The 15,765-nt window shown below is 72.0% G+C and carries 17 protein-coding genes; 8 read left to right on the top strand and 9 right to left on the bottom strand.

Translation table 11 applies throughout. From position 1 onward, the window contains the following. On the bottom strand, positions 1–1,386 hold a 1,386-nt coding region (locus F8279_RS18300), incomplete at its 3' end, for an MFS transporter (protein ID WP_151500580.1). A 161-nt stretch (positions 1,387–1,547) separates the two neighbouring features. Between F8279_RS18300 and F8279_RS18295 the strand changes: the two genes are divergently transcribed. After that, a complete protein-coding gene (locus tag F8279_RS18295) occupies positions 1,548–6,059 on the top strand; it encodes an HAD-IC family P-type ATPase (RefSeq protein WP_151500579.1) in 4,512 nt (1,503 codons plus the stop codon). Beyond that, positions 6,049–6,837 carry an MBL fold metallo-hydrolase gene (locus tag F8279_RS18290; protein ID WP_151500578.1) on the top strand — a complete coding sequence of 263 codons (789 nt, stop codon included), beginning with the start codon at positions 6,049–6,051 and terminating at the stop codon, positions 6,835–6,837. The genes F8279_RS18295 and F8279_RS18290 overlap by 11 nt, the downstream gene beginning before the upstream one ends. A gap of 9 nt (positions 6,838–6,846) precedes the next feature. Here the strand turns inward: F8279_RS18290 and F8279_RS18285 are convergent, their stop codons facing one another. Both F8279_RS18285 and F8279_RS18280 read right to left on the bottom strand, forming a co-directional pair. Continuing rightward, positions 6,847–7,794, bottom strand: coding sequence for an L-threonylcarbamoyladenylate synthase (locus F8279_RS18285; RefSeq protein ID WP_151500581.1), 948 nt, complete (start codon positions 7,792–7,794; stop codon positions 6,847–6,849). Positions 7,795–7,903: 109 nt separating this feature from the next. Beyond that, positions 7,904–8,494 (bottom strand): helix-turn-helix domain-containing protein, encoded by a 591-nt coding sequence (locus F8279_RS18280; RefSeq protein ID WP_091413585.1) that lies wholly within the window; start codon positions 8,492–8,494, stop codon positions 7,904–7,906. Between the two features lie 65 nt (positions 8,495–8,559). Here F8279_RS18280 and F8279_RS18275 point away from each other — a divergent pair, with 65 nt between their 5' ends. Further along, complete coding sequence (locus F8279_RS18275) at positions 8,560–9,150, top strand: dienelactone hydrolase family protein (RefSeq protein ID WP_151500577.1); 591 nt, start codon at positions 8,560–8,562, stop codon at positions 9,148–9,150. Between the two features lie 3 nt (positions 9,151–9,153). Here the strand turns inward: F8279_RS18275 and F8279_RS18270 are convergent, their stop codons facing one another. The 3 genes from F8279_RS18270 to F8279_RS18260 are packed head-to-tail and all read right to left on the bottom strand — an operon-like array spanning position 9,154 to position 10,591. Next, positions 9,154–9,849 (bottom strand): hypothetical protein, encoded by a 696-nt coding sequence (locus F8279_RS18270; protein ID WP_151500576.1) that lies wholly within the window; start codon positions 9,847–9,849, stop codon positions 9,154–9,156. Between the two features lie 53 nt (positions 9,850–9,902). Then, positions 9,903–10,289 (bottom strand): VOC family protein, encoded by a 387-nt coding sequence (locus F8279_RS18265; RefSeq protein ID WP_091413579.1) that lies wholly within the window; start codon positions 10,287–10,289, stop codon positions 9,903–9,905. After that, positions 10,286–10,591 (bottom strand): helix-turn-helix transcriptional regulator, encoded by a 306-nt coding sequence (locus tag F8279_RS18260; protein WP_091413576.1) that lies wholly within the window; start codon positions 10,589–10,591, stop codon positions 10,286–10,288. The genes F8279_RS18265 and F8279_RS18260 overlap by 4 nt, the downstream gene beginning before the upstream one ends. A 51-nt stretch (positions 10,592–10,642) precedes the next feature. Between F8279_RS18260 and F8279_RS18255 the strand changes: the two genes are divergently transcribed. Further along, on the top strand, positions 10,643–11,194 hold the full coding sequence (locus F8279_RS18255) for an AAA family ATPase (RefSeq protein ID WP_151500575.1): 552 nt from the start codon (positions 10,643–10,645) through the stop codon (positions 11,192–11,194). A 134-nt stretch (positions 11,195–11,328) separates the two neighbouring features. Here the strand turns inward: F8279_RS18255 and F8279_RS18250 are convergent, their stop codons facing one another. Next, positions 11,329–11,748 carry an ester cyclase gene (locus F8279_RS18250; RefSeq protein WP_208577596.1) on the bottom strand — a complete coding sequence of 140 codons (420 nt, stop codon included), beginning with the start codon at positions 11,746–11,748 and terminating at the stop codon, positions 11,329–11,331. A 130-nt stretch (positions 11,749–11,878) separates the two neighbouring features. On the opposite strand from F8279_RS18250, the gene F8279_RS18245 reads away from it, so the two are divergent. Then, positions 11,879–12,526 carry a DUF4240 domain-containing protein gene (locus F8279_RS18245; protein WP_192580720.1) on the top strand — a complete coding sequence of 216 codons (648 nt, stop codon included), beginning with the start codon at positions 11,879–11,881 and terminating at the stop codon, positions 12,524–12,526. A gap of 14 nt (positions 12,527–12,540) precedes the next feature. Here F8279_RS18245 and F8279_RS18240 read toward each other — a convergent pair whose 3' ends face one another. Beyond that, positions 12,541–13,011 carry a nuclear transport factor 2 family protein gene (locus F8279_RS18240; RefSeq protein WP_151500573.1) on the bottom strand — a complete coding sequence of 157 codons (471 nt, stop codon included), beginning with the start codon at positions 13,009–13,011 and terminating at the stop codon, positions 12,541–12,543. 119 nt (positions 13,012–13,130) lie between these two features. On the opposite strand from F8279_RS18240, the gene F8279_RS18235 reads away from it, so the two are divergent. Continuing rightward, on the top strand, positions 13,131–13,727 hold the full coding sequence (locus F8279_RS18235; protein WP_151500572.1) for a TetR/AcrR family transcriptional regulator: 597 nt from the start codon (positions 13,131–13,133) through the stop codon (positions 13,725–13,727). A gap of 33 nt (positions 13,728–13,760) precedes the next feature. On the opposite strand, the gene F8279_RS18230 is transcribed toward F8279_RS18235, so the two are convergent. After that, the gene (locus F8279_RS18230) at positions 13,761–14,396 is read right to left on the bottom strand and encodes a TetR/AcrR family transcriptional regulator (protein WP_151500571.1); all 636 of its coding nucleotides are present in this window, start codon (positions 14,394–14,396) and stop codon (positions 13,761–13,763) included. 127 nt (positions 14,397–14,523) lie between these two features. On the opposite strand from F8279_RS18230, the gene F8279_RS18225 reads away from it, so the two are divergent. Both F8279_RS18225 and F8279_RS18220 read left to right on the top strand, forming a co-directional pair. Continuing rightward, positions 14,524–15,303, top strand: coding sequence for an SDR family NAD(P)-dependent oxidoreductase (locus tag F8279_RS18225; protein ID WP_151500570.1), 780 nt, complete (start codon positions 14,524–14,526; stop codon positions 15,301–15,303). Further along, on the top strand, positions 15,300–15,761 hold the full coding sequence (locus F8279_RS18220) for a nitroreductase/quinone reductase family protein (RefSeq protein ID WP_151500569.1): 462 nt from the start codon (positions 15,300–15,302) through the stop codon (positions 15,759–15,761). Before F8279_RS18225 ends, F8279_RS18220 begins: the two co-directional genes overlap by 4 nt. Positions 15,762–15,765: the final 4 nt, after the last annotated feature.

Raw genomic sequence — 15,765 nt, 5'->3', positions numbered from 1 at the left:
AGAGGCGGGTCCCGTGGCGGGGCGGGGGGAGACTCGACCGGCCAGAACCAGGCCGAGCAGGGCACAGGCGGCTGCGACGGCCAGCGTGGTGGCGTAGCCGGCCGGGCCGGGGGACGAACCGGCGGCCAGGACCGTGCCGGTGAGCGCCAGCACCGTGGCGGCGGCGAGCGAGTCGCCCAGTTGAAGCGCCGAACTGTTGCGGCCCTGCTCGGCCGGGGCGGACTGCGCCAGGGTCAGCACCGACAGCGACGGGTAGAGCAGGCCCATGCCGAGCCCGGCCACGGCCCAGGAGAACACCGCAGGCAGCACCGGCAACCCGGGCAGCAGCGCCGACGCGACGCCGGCCGTACCGATCGTGATGCAGGCCAGCCCGGCCCGGGGCAGGGTGGCAGCCGAGCGGGGTGAGCCGATCCGGCCCTGGATCCACGAACCCACCGACCAGGACAGCGCCCCGACGGTCAGCACCAGGCCGGCTCCGGTGGGCGAGAAACCGCGCTCCCGGGACAGCATCAGCGGGATCACCACCTCGGCGGCCACGAACGCCGCCGACGCCAGCGCGCGCAGCCCGATCACCGTCGGCAGTCCCCGTGCCGCGCGCAGGAAACCGGCCGGCAGCAGGTGCGGCACGCAGACGAGCAGCCCGGCCAGCGCCCCGGCGATCAGGCCGGCGGCGAGCACGCCGCGCTGCTGCCCCCCGTAGTGCAGCAGTGCGGCGCTCGCCCCCGCCCCGCAGGCCCAGCCGATCCGGGCCAGCGCGCCCGCCGGCGGCCGGGTCGCCACGGTGGCGGTCAGCGCCCGCAGACCCGGCTGGACCAGCAGCGCCGCCGGGATCGCCACCGCCGGCACCGCAAGGAACACCCACCGCCAGCCCAGGTGTTCCACGATCAGTCCGGCCAGCGCCGGACCGACGAGCGACGGCACCACCCACGCCGCGGCGAACGCGGCGAAGATCCGACGCCGCAACTGCTCCGGGTACGCCTGGCCGACGACCACGTAGAGCGCCACCGAGACCAGTCCGGAGCCGAAGCCCTGCACCACCCGCCCGACGACCAGCACCTCCATGGTCGTCGCGGCACCGGCCACCACCAGCCCGGCGACGAACCAGACGACACCGTGCCACATGGCCGGGCGTGGCCCGCGCGCATCGCACCAGATGCCGGACGCGACCATCGCCACCACGCCGGAGGCGAACGAGCCGCCGAACGCCAGCGCGTACAGGCCGAGCCCGTCGAGGCTGCGCGCCACTGTCGGCATGGCGGTGCCCACCGCCAGCGCCTCGAACGCGAGCAGGGACACCAGGGCGACACTGCCCACCGTCATCGCCCGCAGGCGCGGCGACCACAGGTCGACGGGTGGATCAGCCGGTACGGCGGTGGTGCTGGTCATGGCGTTCAGCCTCGGACCTCACCCCCGGTTGAGGTCAACTGTGTCGCGCGTCTCGTCCCGCGCGGCAACGGCGGGCCGACGCCGGAAACTTCTGCCGTCGAGGTGGCATAACGGACGCCGCGCCGGGAAGTCGGGCCGCCGGGACGAGACCGGGAGGCGAGATGGCGCTGGGACGGTTCGCCGGTCTCCTGCTGTCGCCGACGGTCGTACCGGAGGCCGCCGCGCGCGTCGCGCGTACCGTCGGTTCGGCCCTGCCCACGGACGCCGTGCCGGCCCGGGTCACCGAGGTCGCGGGCAGCGTCGGTACGGCCGCGGCCCGGCTGGCCCGCCTCACCGGGCTGACCAGCCGCCGGGTGTGGTCGCAGGACGGCCGCCACCACATCGAGGTGCACGGCGTCTGCCAGGACGGCGGCGACCGGCTGGCCCGCCAGGTCGAGGCGGCGCTGGAGTCGATGCCGGGTGTGACCTGGGCGCGGGTGAACGCGCCGTCCGGCCGGGTGGTGGTGGCGACCGGCGATCCGGCGCCGAAGCTGCGCGACCTGATCGCCACGGTGGCCCGTATCGAGCGGACCTGCCCGTACGAGCCGGACCCGGAGATCGAGCCGCCACAGCCGCCCGAGGACGGCCCGCGTACCGCGCGGACGTTCGGCGCGCTGCTGTCCGACGTGCTCGGGCTGGGCATCTCCGCCGCCACCCGCGTGCTGCCGCTGACCCCGATTCCGGCCGAGGTGGCCGGTCTGCTGGGCGCTGTCGACCTGCACCCGAAGCTGCACGCGCTGGCCGGCCTGGGTATCCGCGCCGACCCGCGCGCCGAGCTGCTCTTCCCGCTGGCCGAAGCGGTGGTGCAGGGTCTCACCGGCGGCTGGGCCGGCATCGTGCTCGACGGCGCCCAGCGCGTGGTGCAGTGGGGCGAGGGTGCCGCTCAACTGACCGCGTGGCGGCGGGCCGAGCCGCACCTGACCGGCGACCCGGAGCGGGCGGTCGCCCGGGTGCCGGACGGCGAGCGGCCCTGCCCGGTGCCGGACGGACAGCCCGAGCGGTACGCCAAGCGGGCGCTTCCGGCCGGCGCGGTCGCCGGGGCGGCGGCGCTGCCGGTGCTGGGACCGAAGCGAGCCGCCGCACTGGCGCTGTCCTCACTGCCGAAGGCGCCCGGCTCCGGCCGGGAAGGGTACGGCGCCCAGCTCGGCCGGATGCTCGCCCGGCGCGGTGTGATCGCGATGGACCGCAGCGTGCTGCGTGAGCTGGACCGCATCGACACGGTGGTGCTGGACGCGGCTGTGCTCGGCTCGAACCGGGGAGTCCTGGCGGACCTCGCGCCGCTGGCCCACGCCGACACCGAGCAGGTCGCCGCCCGGGCGTTCGCGTTGTTCGACCCGGCCGAACCGGACGCGGTACGCGCCGACGGCGGCTGGCGGATCGGCCCGCTGGACCGCCTCGGCACCGACGATCCCGGGGACACCCCGGACAGCGCCCGGCTGCGCGCCGACGGTGGACGGCTGCTCGGGCTGGCCGAGAACGGCCGGCTGGCCGCCGTACTGCGGGTCGAGCCGGAGCCCGCGCCCGGCGTGGACGCGCTGGCGTCGGCCGCCCGGCAGGCGGGCCTGCGGCTCGTGGTCGGCGGCGCGGACGACGGCCGGTACGACTTCGCGGACCTGCTCGTACCCGGTGGTCCCCGGCTCGCCGACGCGGTGCACGACCTGCAACGCGAGGGCGCTGTGGTGATGGTGGTCTCCGGTGAGCGGTCGGCGCTCGCCGCGTCCGACTGCGGCCTCGGCGTGTACGGCCCGGACGACCTGCCGCCGTGGGGCGCGCACCTGCTCGTCGGCGACGACCTGCGGGTACCCGCCCTGCTCGTCGACGCCGCCGGGGTGGCCCGCCGGATGACCGAGCAGAACGTCCGGATCGCCATGGCCGGCAGTGGGCTCGGCGCGCTCGCCGCGTTCACCGCCGACCGGCGGCGGCTGCCCCGCCCGGCCCTGGCGGCGGTGAACGGCGCGGCGGCGCTCGCGTTCGCGCACGGCGTGTTCCGGGCGCACCGGCTGCCGGACCGCACCGGCGCGCCGGTGCCCGCGCTCACCGCCTGGCATCTCATGCCGGCGCAGACCGTCCTCGACCAGCTCGACACCGGCCCGTCCGGGCTGGCCGAGGACGAGGCGGCCCGCCGTCGGCGCGTCGAGGTCGGGGACGAGCACGGGCCGGCCGGGCTGCTCCGCTCGTTCGTCGAGGAGCTGTCCAACCCGCTCACCCCGGTGCTGGCCGCCGGCGCGGTGCTCTCCGCCGCGTTCGGCTCGCTCGTCGACGCGGCCCTGGTCGGCGGCGTGGTGGGCGGTTCGGCGCTGGTCGGCGCGGTGCACCAGCGCAACACCGAACGGTCGCTGGCCGAGCTGCTGTCCCGCTCGGCGGTCACCGCACGGGTGCTGCGCGACGGCGAGGAGCGGGTGGTGCCCGCCGAGGAGCTGGTACGCGGCGACGTGATCACGATCAGCTCCGGTGACGCCGTACCGGCCGACTGCCGGGTGCTGACCAGCGACGGGCTGGAGACGGACGAGTCCTCACTGACCGGCGAGTCGCTGCCGGTGGCGAAGAGCCCGGAACCGGTCGTGGCGGCGGCCATCGCCGAACGGCGCTCGATGCTGTTCGAGGGCACCACTGTCGCCGCCGGGCACGGCACCGCGGTGGTGGTGGCCACCGGCGCGGAGACCGAGGCCGGGCGGAGCCTCGCCATGGCCCGGGAGGCTCCGCCCGCCAGTGGCGTGGAGGCGCGACTGGGCAAGTTGACCAGCAGCGCCGTACCTCTGGCGGCCGCCTCGGCGATCGCGGTGGCCGGGGCGGGGCTGCTTCGGGGCGTACCCCTTGCCGAAACGGCGGCGACCGCCGCGAACCTGGCCGTGGCGTCGGTGCCCGAGGGGTTGCCGTTCCTGGTCAGCGCCGCGCAGCTGGCGGCGGCGCGGCGGCTGGCCGAGCACGGCGCCCTGGTCCGCAACCCCCGGACCATCGAGGCGCTGGGCCGCGTCGACGTGCTCTGCTTCGACAAGACCGGCACGCTCACCGAGGGGAAGCTGCTGCTGGCGGGGGTCGGCGCGGGCGACGACAGGTACGCGTCGCTGGATCAGCTCGACGACGCGCTGCGGTTGACGCTCGCCGCCGCGGTGCGGGCCACCCCGGCGGCGGACGACCCGGACGAGTTGCCGCAGCAGACCGACCGGACGGTACGCCACGGCGCGGACGCCGCCGGGGTGGACGAGCGGACCGGTGCGGCGGGCTGGACCGCCACCGCCGGGCTGCCGTTCGAGCCGTCCCGCGGCTACAGCGCCGCTGTCGGCCGCACCGCCGGCGGGCTGTTGCTGAGCGTGAAGGGCGCACCCGAGTCGGTGCTGCCGCGCTGCACGTCCCGGCGCACCGCCGAGGGTGACCGGCCGCTCGATGCGGCCGGACGCGAGGAGGTGCAGGCCATGCTGGCCGGGCGGGCCGGTGCCGGGCACCGCATCCTCGCCGTGGCCGAATGCCCGGTCGCCACCGAGCAGGTGAGCGACGAGCAGGTCGACGGGCTGGTCTTCGTGGGTTTCCTGACGCTCGCTGACGGGGTGCGGGAGAGCGCCCGGCCGGCGGTGGCCCGGATCCGGGCCGCGGGCGTGCACACCGTCATGATCACCGGCGACCACCCGGCCACCGCCGAGGCGATCGCCGCCACGATCAGCCCGGACGACGGCGGGCAGCGCGTGGTCACCGCCGGCGACCTGGACCGGCTGGACGACGCCGCGCTCGCCGAGCGCCTGATGGCGACAGACGTGGTGGCACGCTGCACGCCCGCCCACAAGGTACGGATCATCCAGGCGTTGCAGCGCCAGGACCGGACCGTCGCGATGACCGGTGACGGCGCCAACGACGCGCCGGCGATCCGGCTCGCCGACGTCGGTATCGCTCTCGGTCAACGCGGCACTCCCGCCGCCCGCGCCGCCGCCGACCTGGTGGTCACCGACGACCGGCTGGAGACGATCATCGCCACGCTCGTCGAGGGACGGGCCATGTGGTCGTCGGTACGGCACGCGCTGAGCATCCTGGTCGGCGGCAACCTCGGCGAGATCGCGTTCAGCGTGCTGACCGCCGCCGCGACCGGCCGGTCCGCCCTGAACGGCCGGCAACTCCTGCTGGTCAACCTGCTCACCGACCTGGCGCCCGCGCTCGCCATCGCGGTCCGCCCGCCCGCCGACGACAGCGCCGACCACCTGCTGCGGGAGGGGCCCGACTCCTCGCTCGGCGTCACCATGACCCGGGAGATCGGCCTGCGCGCGGCGTCGACCACGCTGGGCGCGAGCGCCGGCTGGACGATCGCCAGGTGGACCGGCACCCAGCGGCGGGCCAGCACCGTCGCACTGGCCTCGCTGATCGGTACGCAGCTCGGGCAGACCGTGCTGGCCGGCGGCACCAGTCCCAGCGTGCTCGCCGCCACCGCCGCGTCGGTGGGTGTGCTGGTGGCAGTGGTCCAGACGCCTGGTGTCAGCCAGTTCTTCGGCTGCACCCCGCTCGGCCCGGTGGGCTGGACCATCGCCACCGGCTCGGCGCTCGGCGCGACGTTCGCCAACGGCACGCTGACCAAGCTGGTGGACCGCCTGCCGCAGCCCGGTTCGCATGGGCGTCCCGATCAGGGGTACGGCGAAGGACATGACGCCTGAGGTGACGTTCGTCGGTACGGCGACCACTGTGCTGCGGATCGGCGGCTTCACACTGCTCACCGACCCGAACTTCCTGCACCGGGGGCAGCGGGCGTACCTGGGCCGAGGGCTGTGGTCGAAGCGGAGCACCGACCCGGCGGTGACCATCCCCGAGCTGCCCCCGCTGGACGCGGTGGTCCTGTCCCACCTGCACGGCGACCACTTCGACCGGGTCGCCCGGCGCGGCCTGGACCGGTCGCTGCCGATCCTCACCACACCGCAGGCGGAACGGAAACTGCGTCGCTGGGGCTTCGGCGCGGCGGAAGGGCTGCCCACCTGGCGCGCGTACGAGCTGCACCGGGGCGACGAGACGCTGCGCCTGACCGCGCTGCCCGGCCAGCACGGGCCCGGCCTGCTGGACCGCGCGCTCCCCGACGTGATGGGCAGCCTGATCGACCTGGAACAGGGCGGGGAACGGCGCTTCCGCCTCTACGTCACCGGGGACACGCTGCGCCGCCCGCAGCTCGCCGAGATCCCCGCCCGATTCCCGGACATCGACGCCATGCTGATCCACCTCGGCGGCACCCGGATCGCCGGCATCCTGCTCACCATGGACGCCCGGCAGGGCGCCGACGTGGTGGAGCTGATTCGTCCGCGGCTCACCGTGCCGATCCACTACGACGACTACCCGGTGTTCCGGTCGCCGCTGCGGCACTTCGTCGAGGAGGCCCGGCGACGCGGCTTCGCCGGCCAGGTCCGTACCGTCCTTCGTGGCGAGACGGTCCCGCTGACGCCCTGACCGGTTTCCCTAGTGCCAGGTGGCGGCGGCCCGGCGCAGGCGGTCGTTTATCGCCCGGCCCACGCCGGTCTCCGGCACCGGCTCGGCGACGATCTCGGTCACCCCGGCCGCGTCGAGCCGGTGCAGCGCGTCGAACAGGCGCGCCGCCGCGGCCGTCACGTCGCCGTCGGGCGAGAGCACCTCCACCGCCGCCCAGTCGCCGTCCGCCGGCGGCTCCCGGAAGGCCAGGAATCCCCGCCGGCCGCCGCCGGGCTCGGCCGCAGCACCCAACCGCAACGGGGTACGCGGGGCGTAGTGCGCGGCGAGCGTCCCGGGCGCGACGGGCTGACCGGAGCTGCCCTGGCGCACCTCGACCGGGCCGACCGCCTCGACGAGCGCCTCGATCGGCAGCGCGCCCAGCCGCAGCACCACCGGCCGTTCACCGCGGGCGTCCACGATCGTCGACTCGATCCCGCACCGGGTGGGGCCGCCGTCGAGCACCACGTCCACCGCGCCGCCCAGCCCGGCCACCACGTGTTCGGCCCGGGTCGGGCTGAGCTGGCCGAACCGGTTCGCGCTGGGCGCCGCCACCGGTACGCCGGCGGCCGCGATCAGCGCCCGCGCGGACGGCTCGTCCGGTACGCGTACCGCCATGGTGTCCAGGCCGGAGGTGACGATCGGCGGAATGATCTCCGGCCGGTCCACGATCAGGGTGAGCGGACCGGGCCAGAACCGCTTCGCGAGCGCGGCCACCGCCGTGGGCACCTCGCCCACCAGCGCGGCGAGGTCGGCGGCGTCGGCAAGGTGGCTGATCAGCGGGTCGAAGCTGGGCCGCGCCTTCGCCTCGAAGATCCGCGCCGCGGCTCGGGCGTCGAGCGCGTTGGCGCCCAGCCCATAGACCGTCTCGGTGGGAAAGGCGACCAGCCCGCCGGCGCGCAGGACGGCGGCGGCCTCGTCGATGCCGCGCTCGGCCGGCAGGACGCGCGGAGATCCGGTACTCACGCTCCGACGCTAGCCTGCCCGGATCGCCGACCTGGCAGGACCCCGTCGTGGCGCGGCCCGGGCACGACGGTCGTGACGGCCGGAGTCAGTCGGCCGAGTGCCCAGCGGCGTCCACGTCGGGAAGCGTGGGCGCGTCGGTCGGGTAGAGGCCGGCGGCGAAGCCGTACACCTGATCTCCGGCCCGGGGGATCTGCGCGAACCGCCTGGCCAGTTCCTGGACCTCCGCCCAGAACTCGCGGACGTCCTCGATCGGGATGCGCGCGTGCAGGAGCGTGCACCGCAGCTCGTCGGCGGCGTGCGCGGCGGCCGCTTCCGCGGCGGCAGCGGCGAGCCCGTTGATCCCGGCCACGACGCGCTTGTCCTCGGGCCGGCTGAGCGCACCGACGTAGAACGTGCGGGCGACACGCCCGTAGAACCGTTCCTCGATGGCGCGTACCCGGCGGGTCCGCACCACGCGCAGCAGCCCGGCGTCGACCAGTTGGTTCACGTGGTACGCGACGCTGCTCTTCGGCCGGTCGACAGCGCGGGCCAGCTCGTTCACAGTGGCAGCGCGTTCCAGGAGCAGCTCCAGCAGCGTGCTGCGCAGCGGGTCGGCGAGCGCACGCAACTGCTCCGGTGCGCTGACCACGAGCAGGTCGTCGAGGTCGTAGTCCGGGATCCGCTGATTGACCGACATTTCTCGACCGTTCTAAGATTCTGGTTCGTTCGATAACTCTGGTCTGACAACTCAGGAGTGTAGTGATGGCCGAGATCGTGCTCTTCCACCACATTCAAGGGCTCACGGACGGGGTCCGCGCGCTCGCCGACTCCCTGCGCTCCGGTGGGCACACCGTGCACGCCCCGGACCTCTTCGACGGCGAACTGCCGGCCACCATCGAGGACGGCGCCGCGCTGACCAAGCGGATCGGCGGCGACGTGCTCGACCAGCGCGCCGACGCACTCGTCGCCGACATGCCGGCCGACCTCGTCTACGCGGGCATCTCCTGGGGCGCCGCCATCGCCCAGCGGCTCGCCCAGACCCGGGCCGGCGCCCGGGCCGCCCTGCTCTACGAGGCCTGCCTGCCGGTGACCGGCGAATGGGCGATCGGCCCCTGGCCCGACGGCGTGGCGGTCCAGGTGCACGGCATGGAGCAGGACCCGTTCTTCGGGCTGGAAGGCGATGTGGACGCCGCCCGTGAACTGGTGTCGATCGTCGGTCCCGAGCGCGGCGAGCTGTACGTCTACCCCGGCGACCGGCACCTGTTCACCGACAGTTCGCTGCCCTCGTACGACGCGGAGGCGACCGCGCTGGTGGTGAGCCGCAGCCGCGAGCTGCTCGACCGGCTCGGCTGACGCCTACTCGTCACCGCGCAGCCGCGCCAACGCGGCCGCGTACTCGGCGCCGGTCAGCACCCCGCGCTCGTACTGCCTGGTCAGCGCATGGATGTCACGCCGCTGCGCGGCGCTCGGAGCCGGCCGCCGGACCTGCTCCGGCGGGCCCGGACGGTCGGCGCGGACCGGATCCGGCGCCGGGCTCGCCGGCGGGCGCTGCTCCGAGGGCCGGGCGTTGCGGTGGCACTCCCGCAGGGTCGCGAGGATCTCGTCGTAGTGCTCCGGCCAGGTGACCAGCCGGGTCAGCTCCGGGCGGAAGTTGAACGGCCGGATGAAGTCCCCGCGCTGGATCGGTGTCTGCACCGGATCGCCGTCGATCCGCTCGATGACGATCGCGACGCGTCCCATGTCGAGGCCCACCATGGAACCAGTACCGTTGTGGATCTCCACGACCGACGCCCACGACACCGTGGTCGTGTGGAACAGCGAGCGCGAGCGTACGCCGATGTGGCTCACCCAGACGCCGAGCATCGCGCGGCGGACTGCGACGGCGAGACCGGCGGCGGTCCACGCCCCGACGAACGCCGCCATCGGGCCCGGCAGCCATCCGCGTAGGCCGGCGACCGTGTAGAACACCAGGTGGCCGCCCGTCCCCACCACCACGAAGATCGCGCCGACGGTGGTCAGGTCCAGCGAGTACGGGCGCCGCCACACCATCATGCCGCCAGAGTGACCGATCGTGTCGAGCGGTTCCGCGCGGAGTCAGCGCCCGGCTACCGGTACTGTGCGATCTGGATCAGGTTGCCGCAGGTGTCGTCGAACACCGCAGTGGTCACCGGGCCCATGTCGACCGGCTCCTGGGTGAACAGCACGCCGAGGCCCCGCAACCGGTCGTGTTCGGCGGCCACGTCGTCCACCGCGAACTGCGTCAGCGGGATGCCGTCGGCCGCGAGCGCCTCCTTGAACGCCTTGGCGGCCGGGTGCGCGTCGGGCTCCAGCAGCAGCTCCACGCCGTCCGGGGCGTCGGGCGAGACCACTGTGAGCCAGCGGTACTCCCCGGTCGGCACGTCGGTCTTCTTCACGAAGCCGAGCACGTCGGTGTAGAAGCGCAGCGCCTTGGCCTGGTCGTCGACGTACACGCTGGTGAGGTTGATTCTCATGGGTTCTCCTGGGTGGGTTCGGCGGACCTGAGCCATCGCTCGGTGATGGACCGCAGCGGCCGGGTGTCGAGGTGGTGGAACTTGTAGCGACCCTGCCGCCGCGTGACGATCAGGCCGGCGGCCTCCAGGACGTCGAGGTGCTGGGAGATCGCCTGCCGGGACGAGCCGACCTGGTGCTTCGTGGCCAGCCGGCCGCAGATCTCGAACAGGGTCTGACCGTCGCGCTCGGTCAGCTCGTCGAGGATCAGGCGGCGGGTGGGATCGGCCAGCGCCTGGTACAGATCGCCCACGTCACCCACCATATGCAAGGAGCAGCTTGCCTATCAAGAGGCTGCCCGACATCGGAGGACGTCATGCCCGGCTACATCCTCACCGGCGCTCCCGGCTCCGGTAAGACCGCGATCCTGCGCCACCTGGAAGTCGACGGCCACCCCGTCGTGGAGGAGGCCGCAACCGACGTGATCTCGCTTCACCAGGCGCTCGGTCTGCCCGAGCCGTGGCGGGAGCCGGACTTCGCCGACAGGGTGCTGGATCTCCAGCGGAGGCGTCGGCGCCGAGCCGAGACGCACGGCGCCGAGATCGTCTTCCACGACCGCTCACCCGTCTGCACGCTCGCGTTGTGCCGCCACCTCGGGTTGACGCCGCCGTCCGCCCTGCTCGACGAGATCGAGGGCATGACGACGGAACGGACCGTCTTCTTCGTCCGGAATCAGGGCTTCGTCGAGGCGACCGCGGCCCGGCGGATCAGCTTCGAGGAGTCGATCGTCTTCGAGCGGGTCCACGAACTGACGTACCGCGAGGCGGGATTCGATCTCGTCGACGTGCCGGCGGGACCGCTCGCGACCCGGGTGGCGACGATAAAGCAGACGGTCGATCGACTGCACGCGGCCAAGGCGCGGACATGACGTCCCGGGCGGCGACGACAACGGAGAATCCCGTGCGCAGGGGTGTTCCCCCGACCGTGGGGCGAGGAACCGCCGCCGGCCTCGACGAGCGAGGGCCGGCGGCGAGGTCGCGACGCGCCGTTCGGGGTGACGGATCAGCCGGCGAGCTGCCGCCGCACCGAGTCGGCGTCCATCAGGTACGACATGAACTTGAACTTGCCGTCCTGGACCCGGTAGAAGGCGGTCTCGGTGAACGACACCGACTTGCCGGTGGGGGTCAGGCCGTTCCACTCCTTGACCGGGGTGCCCGTGTCGACGAGGCGGGCGGCGATCCGGTCGCCCTCGACGACGACGTCCTGAATCTCCCAGTGGAGGTCCGGCACCGCCTCCACGTGCTTGTAGAACTCGGCCACCATGTCCGCCATCTTGACCGGGGTGCCGTTCATGATGACCTCCTCGTGGGCGAAGTCGGCCATGCGGGCGAACTCCCGCTTGTTCGCCAGGTCGACGTACCGCAGGTAGAAGTCGCGCAGTTCCTGGGTGGACATACCCGCATCAGTCACGGTGGCGCTCATGATCGTTCTTCCTCATCTGTTGATGCCGGCCCGTTTCCCCGGGCTGGTCGTTGCGGGAGCGGAACCACGTCCAAGTTTTGTACCGCTCGGTTCTACAACGACCGTAGCAGGCTTCTGTACCGATCGGTTCATGATCAGGGTCACGTTCTGTACCAAGCGGTACGAGGCCGGGCCCGTTACCGTCCTCGACGTGGACATGGCGGAGTTCTGGACGCTCCTGGAGCGGTCAGCCGGCGAAACGACCGGCCCGGACCACAGGCTGGACTGGTTGACGCACCAGCTCAGCCAGGTCTCTCTGGAACACGTCGTGGACTTTCAGATCAACCTGGAGGCCGCGCGTCGCCCGATCGACACGTACGCCATGTGGGGAGCCGCCAACCAGATCCTGGACGGGCTCTGCAGCAGCGACGCGTTCTGGTACTTCCAACCGTGGCTGATCGGCCAGGGGCAGCGCTTGTGGCATCACGTCGCCCAGAACCCGGACAACCTCGCCGACCTGGCCGCCGTTCGTGTGCTCGCCGGTCGCAGTCACGAGGAGTGGGCCGACGCGGAATGGCCACAGTGGGAGGAACTCGCCTACGTGGCGGCCGACGCCTACGAACGCGCCACCGGCCGGCGTGACGGGCTCTACGAAGCGCTGGACGCCCGAGGTCACCGCGCGTACGCGGACCCGGAACCGAACGATCAGCCATGGGACAGCGACAGCCTCACCGAGATCGCACAACGCCTGCCGCGCCTCGCGCGCCTGTTCCCCCGCCGGCATCACGTGACGCCCTGACGCGGAGCGTAGGGCTACGCCCCTGGGGCGGCTGTCTCGGCGGTCTCGATTGCCGACTTGAAGTCGGGACCGGCCCCGATCTGAGCGAGCAACACATTCGCCGCGTTGTAACAGTTGAAGCTTTCGATTTTTCCCTCACGGAGATACCAGAGATCTGCCGTCGGCACGTCGATACGGTTACCGGTCGGACGGATCTCGCCGATCGGAGTCGGGAACCCGCCGAGATGCGTTCCCTGGATTCGCAGCTCGACAGCAACAACGTCACCCATCACATGCATTTCGAGTAGCTCCCGGTGAACGTCGGGGAAGATGCCGGCGAAGCCCGCCAGCGCCTGCGGAATCTGGTCCCCGCGGAACGTCAGCGAATTCGGCATGTCGTTGAAGGTTCCATCCTCGGTGAACAAGGCGCGGAAACCATGTCCGTCGAGCACGCTCCCTTCCGCCAACCGGTACGCCTCGCGCACAACCTCTTCGTTACTTCTCACTTCTGCTCCTCCTGGGCGGCGACCGCCCACGTCGATGACGCCTGACCTGGTCGCATCAATGCACTCCAACGAAGCTAGCAAGTTATTGACCGTTTGGTCAATAACGTAGGCTTGGTCACATGCCGCGGCCCCGCAAGTTCGTCGAGAGTGATGTCGTCAGCAGCGCCAGCGAGGTGTTCGCGGCGCACGGCCTCGCCGCGACACTGGACGACCTGGTGCGGGCGACCGGCCTGGGGAAACAGAGCTTGTACAACGCGTTCGGCGGGAAACGGGAACTGTTTTTCCGGGCCCTCTCCGAGGATCGGGAGGAGGCGACGCGCGCCGTCTCCGAAGCACTCGGACACGACGGCGCCTCGCCGCTGGAGCGAATCCGGGGTCACATGCTCACGATGGCGATCGAGTTCAGCAGCAGCGACCGGCGGGTCTCGCTCACCACTCGCGCGCTGGTCGAATCGACCGGCGAGGAGGATCCACTCTCGACCGCCACGAAGGCAAGCATCGAGCAGCTCGCGGGGATCTACGCCCAGTGCCTGGAACATGCGCGGGAGAACGGGGATCTGCCGGAGGACGCGAACGTGCAGTCACTGGCGGTCTACTTCGTCGCCATCACCCGAGGAATGGAGTTGCTCGGCCGCGCCGGCGTGGGCCGCGCCGTTCTCACCGCGGTCGCCCTCGATGCGCTTCGCGTGCTCCACGGTCAGCGGATGGGGGACTGACCTTCATCTGACCAAGGTGGTTGCCAGGACTTCTCAGTGACCCTGCGCGTCTTCGGTGCCATATCGCGCCACCATCGTTCGGACGGCTTCTTCCACAACCTCGGACGCGCGGGCGGGCGTCACCGTCCAGTCCGGGAGCAGAAGGCCCGGCCAGAACAGGTAGTTGGAGATCATCCCGAGGAACTGCGTAGCGGCCATCTCCGGGTCGGCGACGTCCGCGGCTCCCGCGTCGTGCTCGGCCAGGAGGTAGAGCCGGACCGACTCGAAGTACGGCAGCTTGCCCTGCGAGAAGTGCGCCTTGCCCAGCTCGGGAAAGCGTGGCAGTTCCGCGATGACGATGCGGAACAGATCGGCCATCTCCGGCTGGCTCACCAGGGTCGCGTAGCGCCGTCCCAGAACGGTCAGGCCGGCCGTCAGGTCACCGGCGGGCGGCACGTCTGCGACGTCCTTCTCGGCCCACGAGTCGACGACGATGGCATCGAACAACGCCGCCTTCGTCGGGAACTGCTTGAACAGCGTCGCCTTCGACACGCCGGCACTGTCGGCGATACGCGCCAGTGATGCCCGGTCGTAGCCCAGCTCGAGGAAGAGCTCAGTGGCGGCCTGGACGATGAGCGCGCGCTTCTCCTGCGCCACGCGCTGGTGATAGGTCGACGGCGCTGAGGTCATCCGCCCATCATAGCGAGGTGAGTGGGTTGACTCACCACTCGCACAGGCGTAGCTTCGGCGTGGTGAGTTGCTCGACTCACCACCCGATTTCCGGGTTGACGTCCCTCGTACACACTCGGAGGATTCGATGTCCCGCTTCGCCAATCAAACCGTTCTCGTAACCGGCGGAACCGGTGGACAGGGGGCCAGCCACGTGCGCGCCCTGCATGCCGAAGGTGCCAACGTCGTCATCGGTGACATCGACGCCGAGCGTGGTGCCGGCCTCGCCGCCGAGCTGGGAGACAGGGCGCGTTTCGTCCGCCTCGACGTGTCCCAGGAGGAGTCGTGGGCGGCCGCCGTCGCGGAGACCGAGAAGGCCTTCGGTGCGCTCACGATCCTGGTCAACAACGCCGGGGTGCAGAACCCACCAGCTCTCATCGAGTCCACCGACCGGGCTACGTGGGCTCGCATCCTCGACATCAACCTCACCGGCACCTTCCTCGGCATCAAGGCAGCCGCCCCGTCACTGCGTCGCGCGGGAGGAGGAGTGATCATCAACATCGCCTCCACCATGGGCATCGGCGGTACAGCCTTCTACGCGCCCTATGTCGCCAGCAAATGGGCCGTTCGAGGGCTCACTCAGACCGCTGCCCTTGAGTTGGGGCGCGACAACATCCGCGTCAACGCGATCCACCCCGGCGTGATCGCCACTCCGTTCATCACCGAGCCGGCGGCCGGCAGCGACGCCCCGATCGCCGACTTCTACTCGCCCGAGCCGTACGCCGTCCCGCGACTCGGGCAGCCCGCCGACATCACCGCGCTGCTGTTGTTCCTCACGTCGCCGGACGCGGCCTTCATCACCGGCGCCGAATACCCCATCGACGGCGGACTGCTCCTCGGTCCCGCACTGCAGAAGGAAGCCGCATGAACCCCGCAGACCGGCATGGTGAGCGCAGCGGGCCCGACCCGCTGGCGCACCTGCCGCACGAGATCAGGCGTGCCATCGAGATCACGCCCGCGGCCGGGACCCGCGAACGAATCGTGGACATCACCACCACCGGCCGACGTACCGGACGACCCCGTCGCATCGAGATCTTCTTCTATCGCGCCAACGGCGCGACCTATCTCTGCAGCGGAGCGGGCGGAGGCGCGACCAGCTGGTACGCCAACCTACGAGCGAACCCGGCTTTCACCTTCCACCTCAAGAACGGCATCAGAGCGGACCTGCCGGCGCACGCGACCACAGTCACCGACTCCACGGAACGGGCCGCGGTGATCGCGGCCATCGTCGACGACCTCAACCAGCCCCACGACCCTGGCACCATCAGGCCGACTCATCCAGACGACTGGGCTGCCAGCAGGCTGATGCGAATCCACTTCGACTGAACCA

This window comes from Micromonospora sp. AMSO1212t (assembly GCF_008868145.1).
Lineage (GTDB): Bacteria > Actinomycetota > Actinomycetes > Mycobacteriales > Micromonosporaceae > Micromonospora > Micromonospora tulbaghiae.
This window is presented reverse-complemented; position numbering and strand designations above follow the sequence as displayed.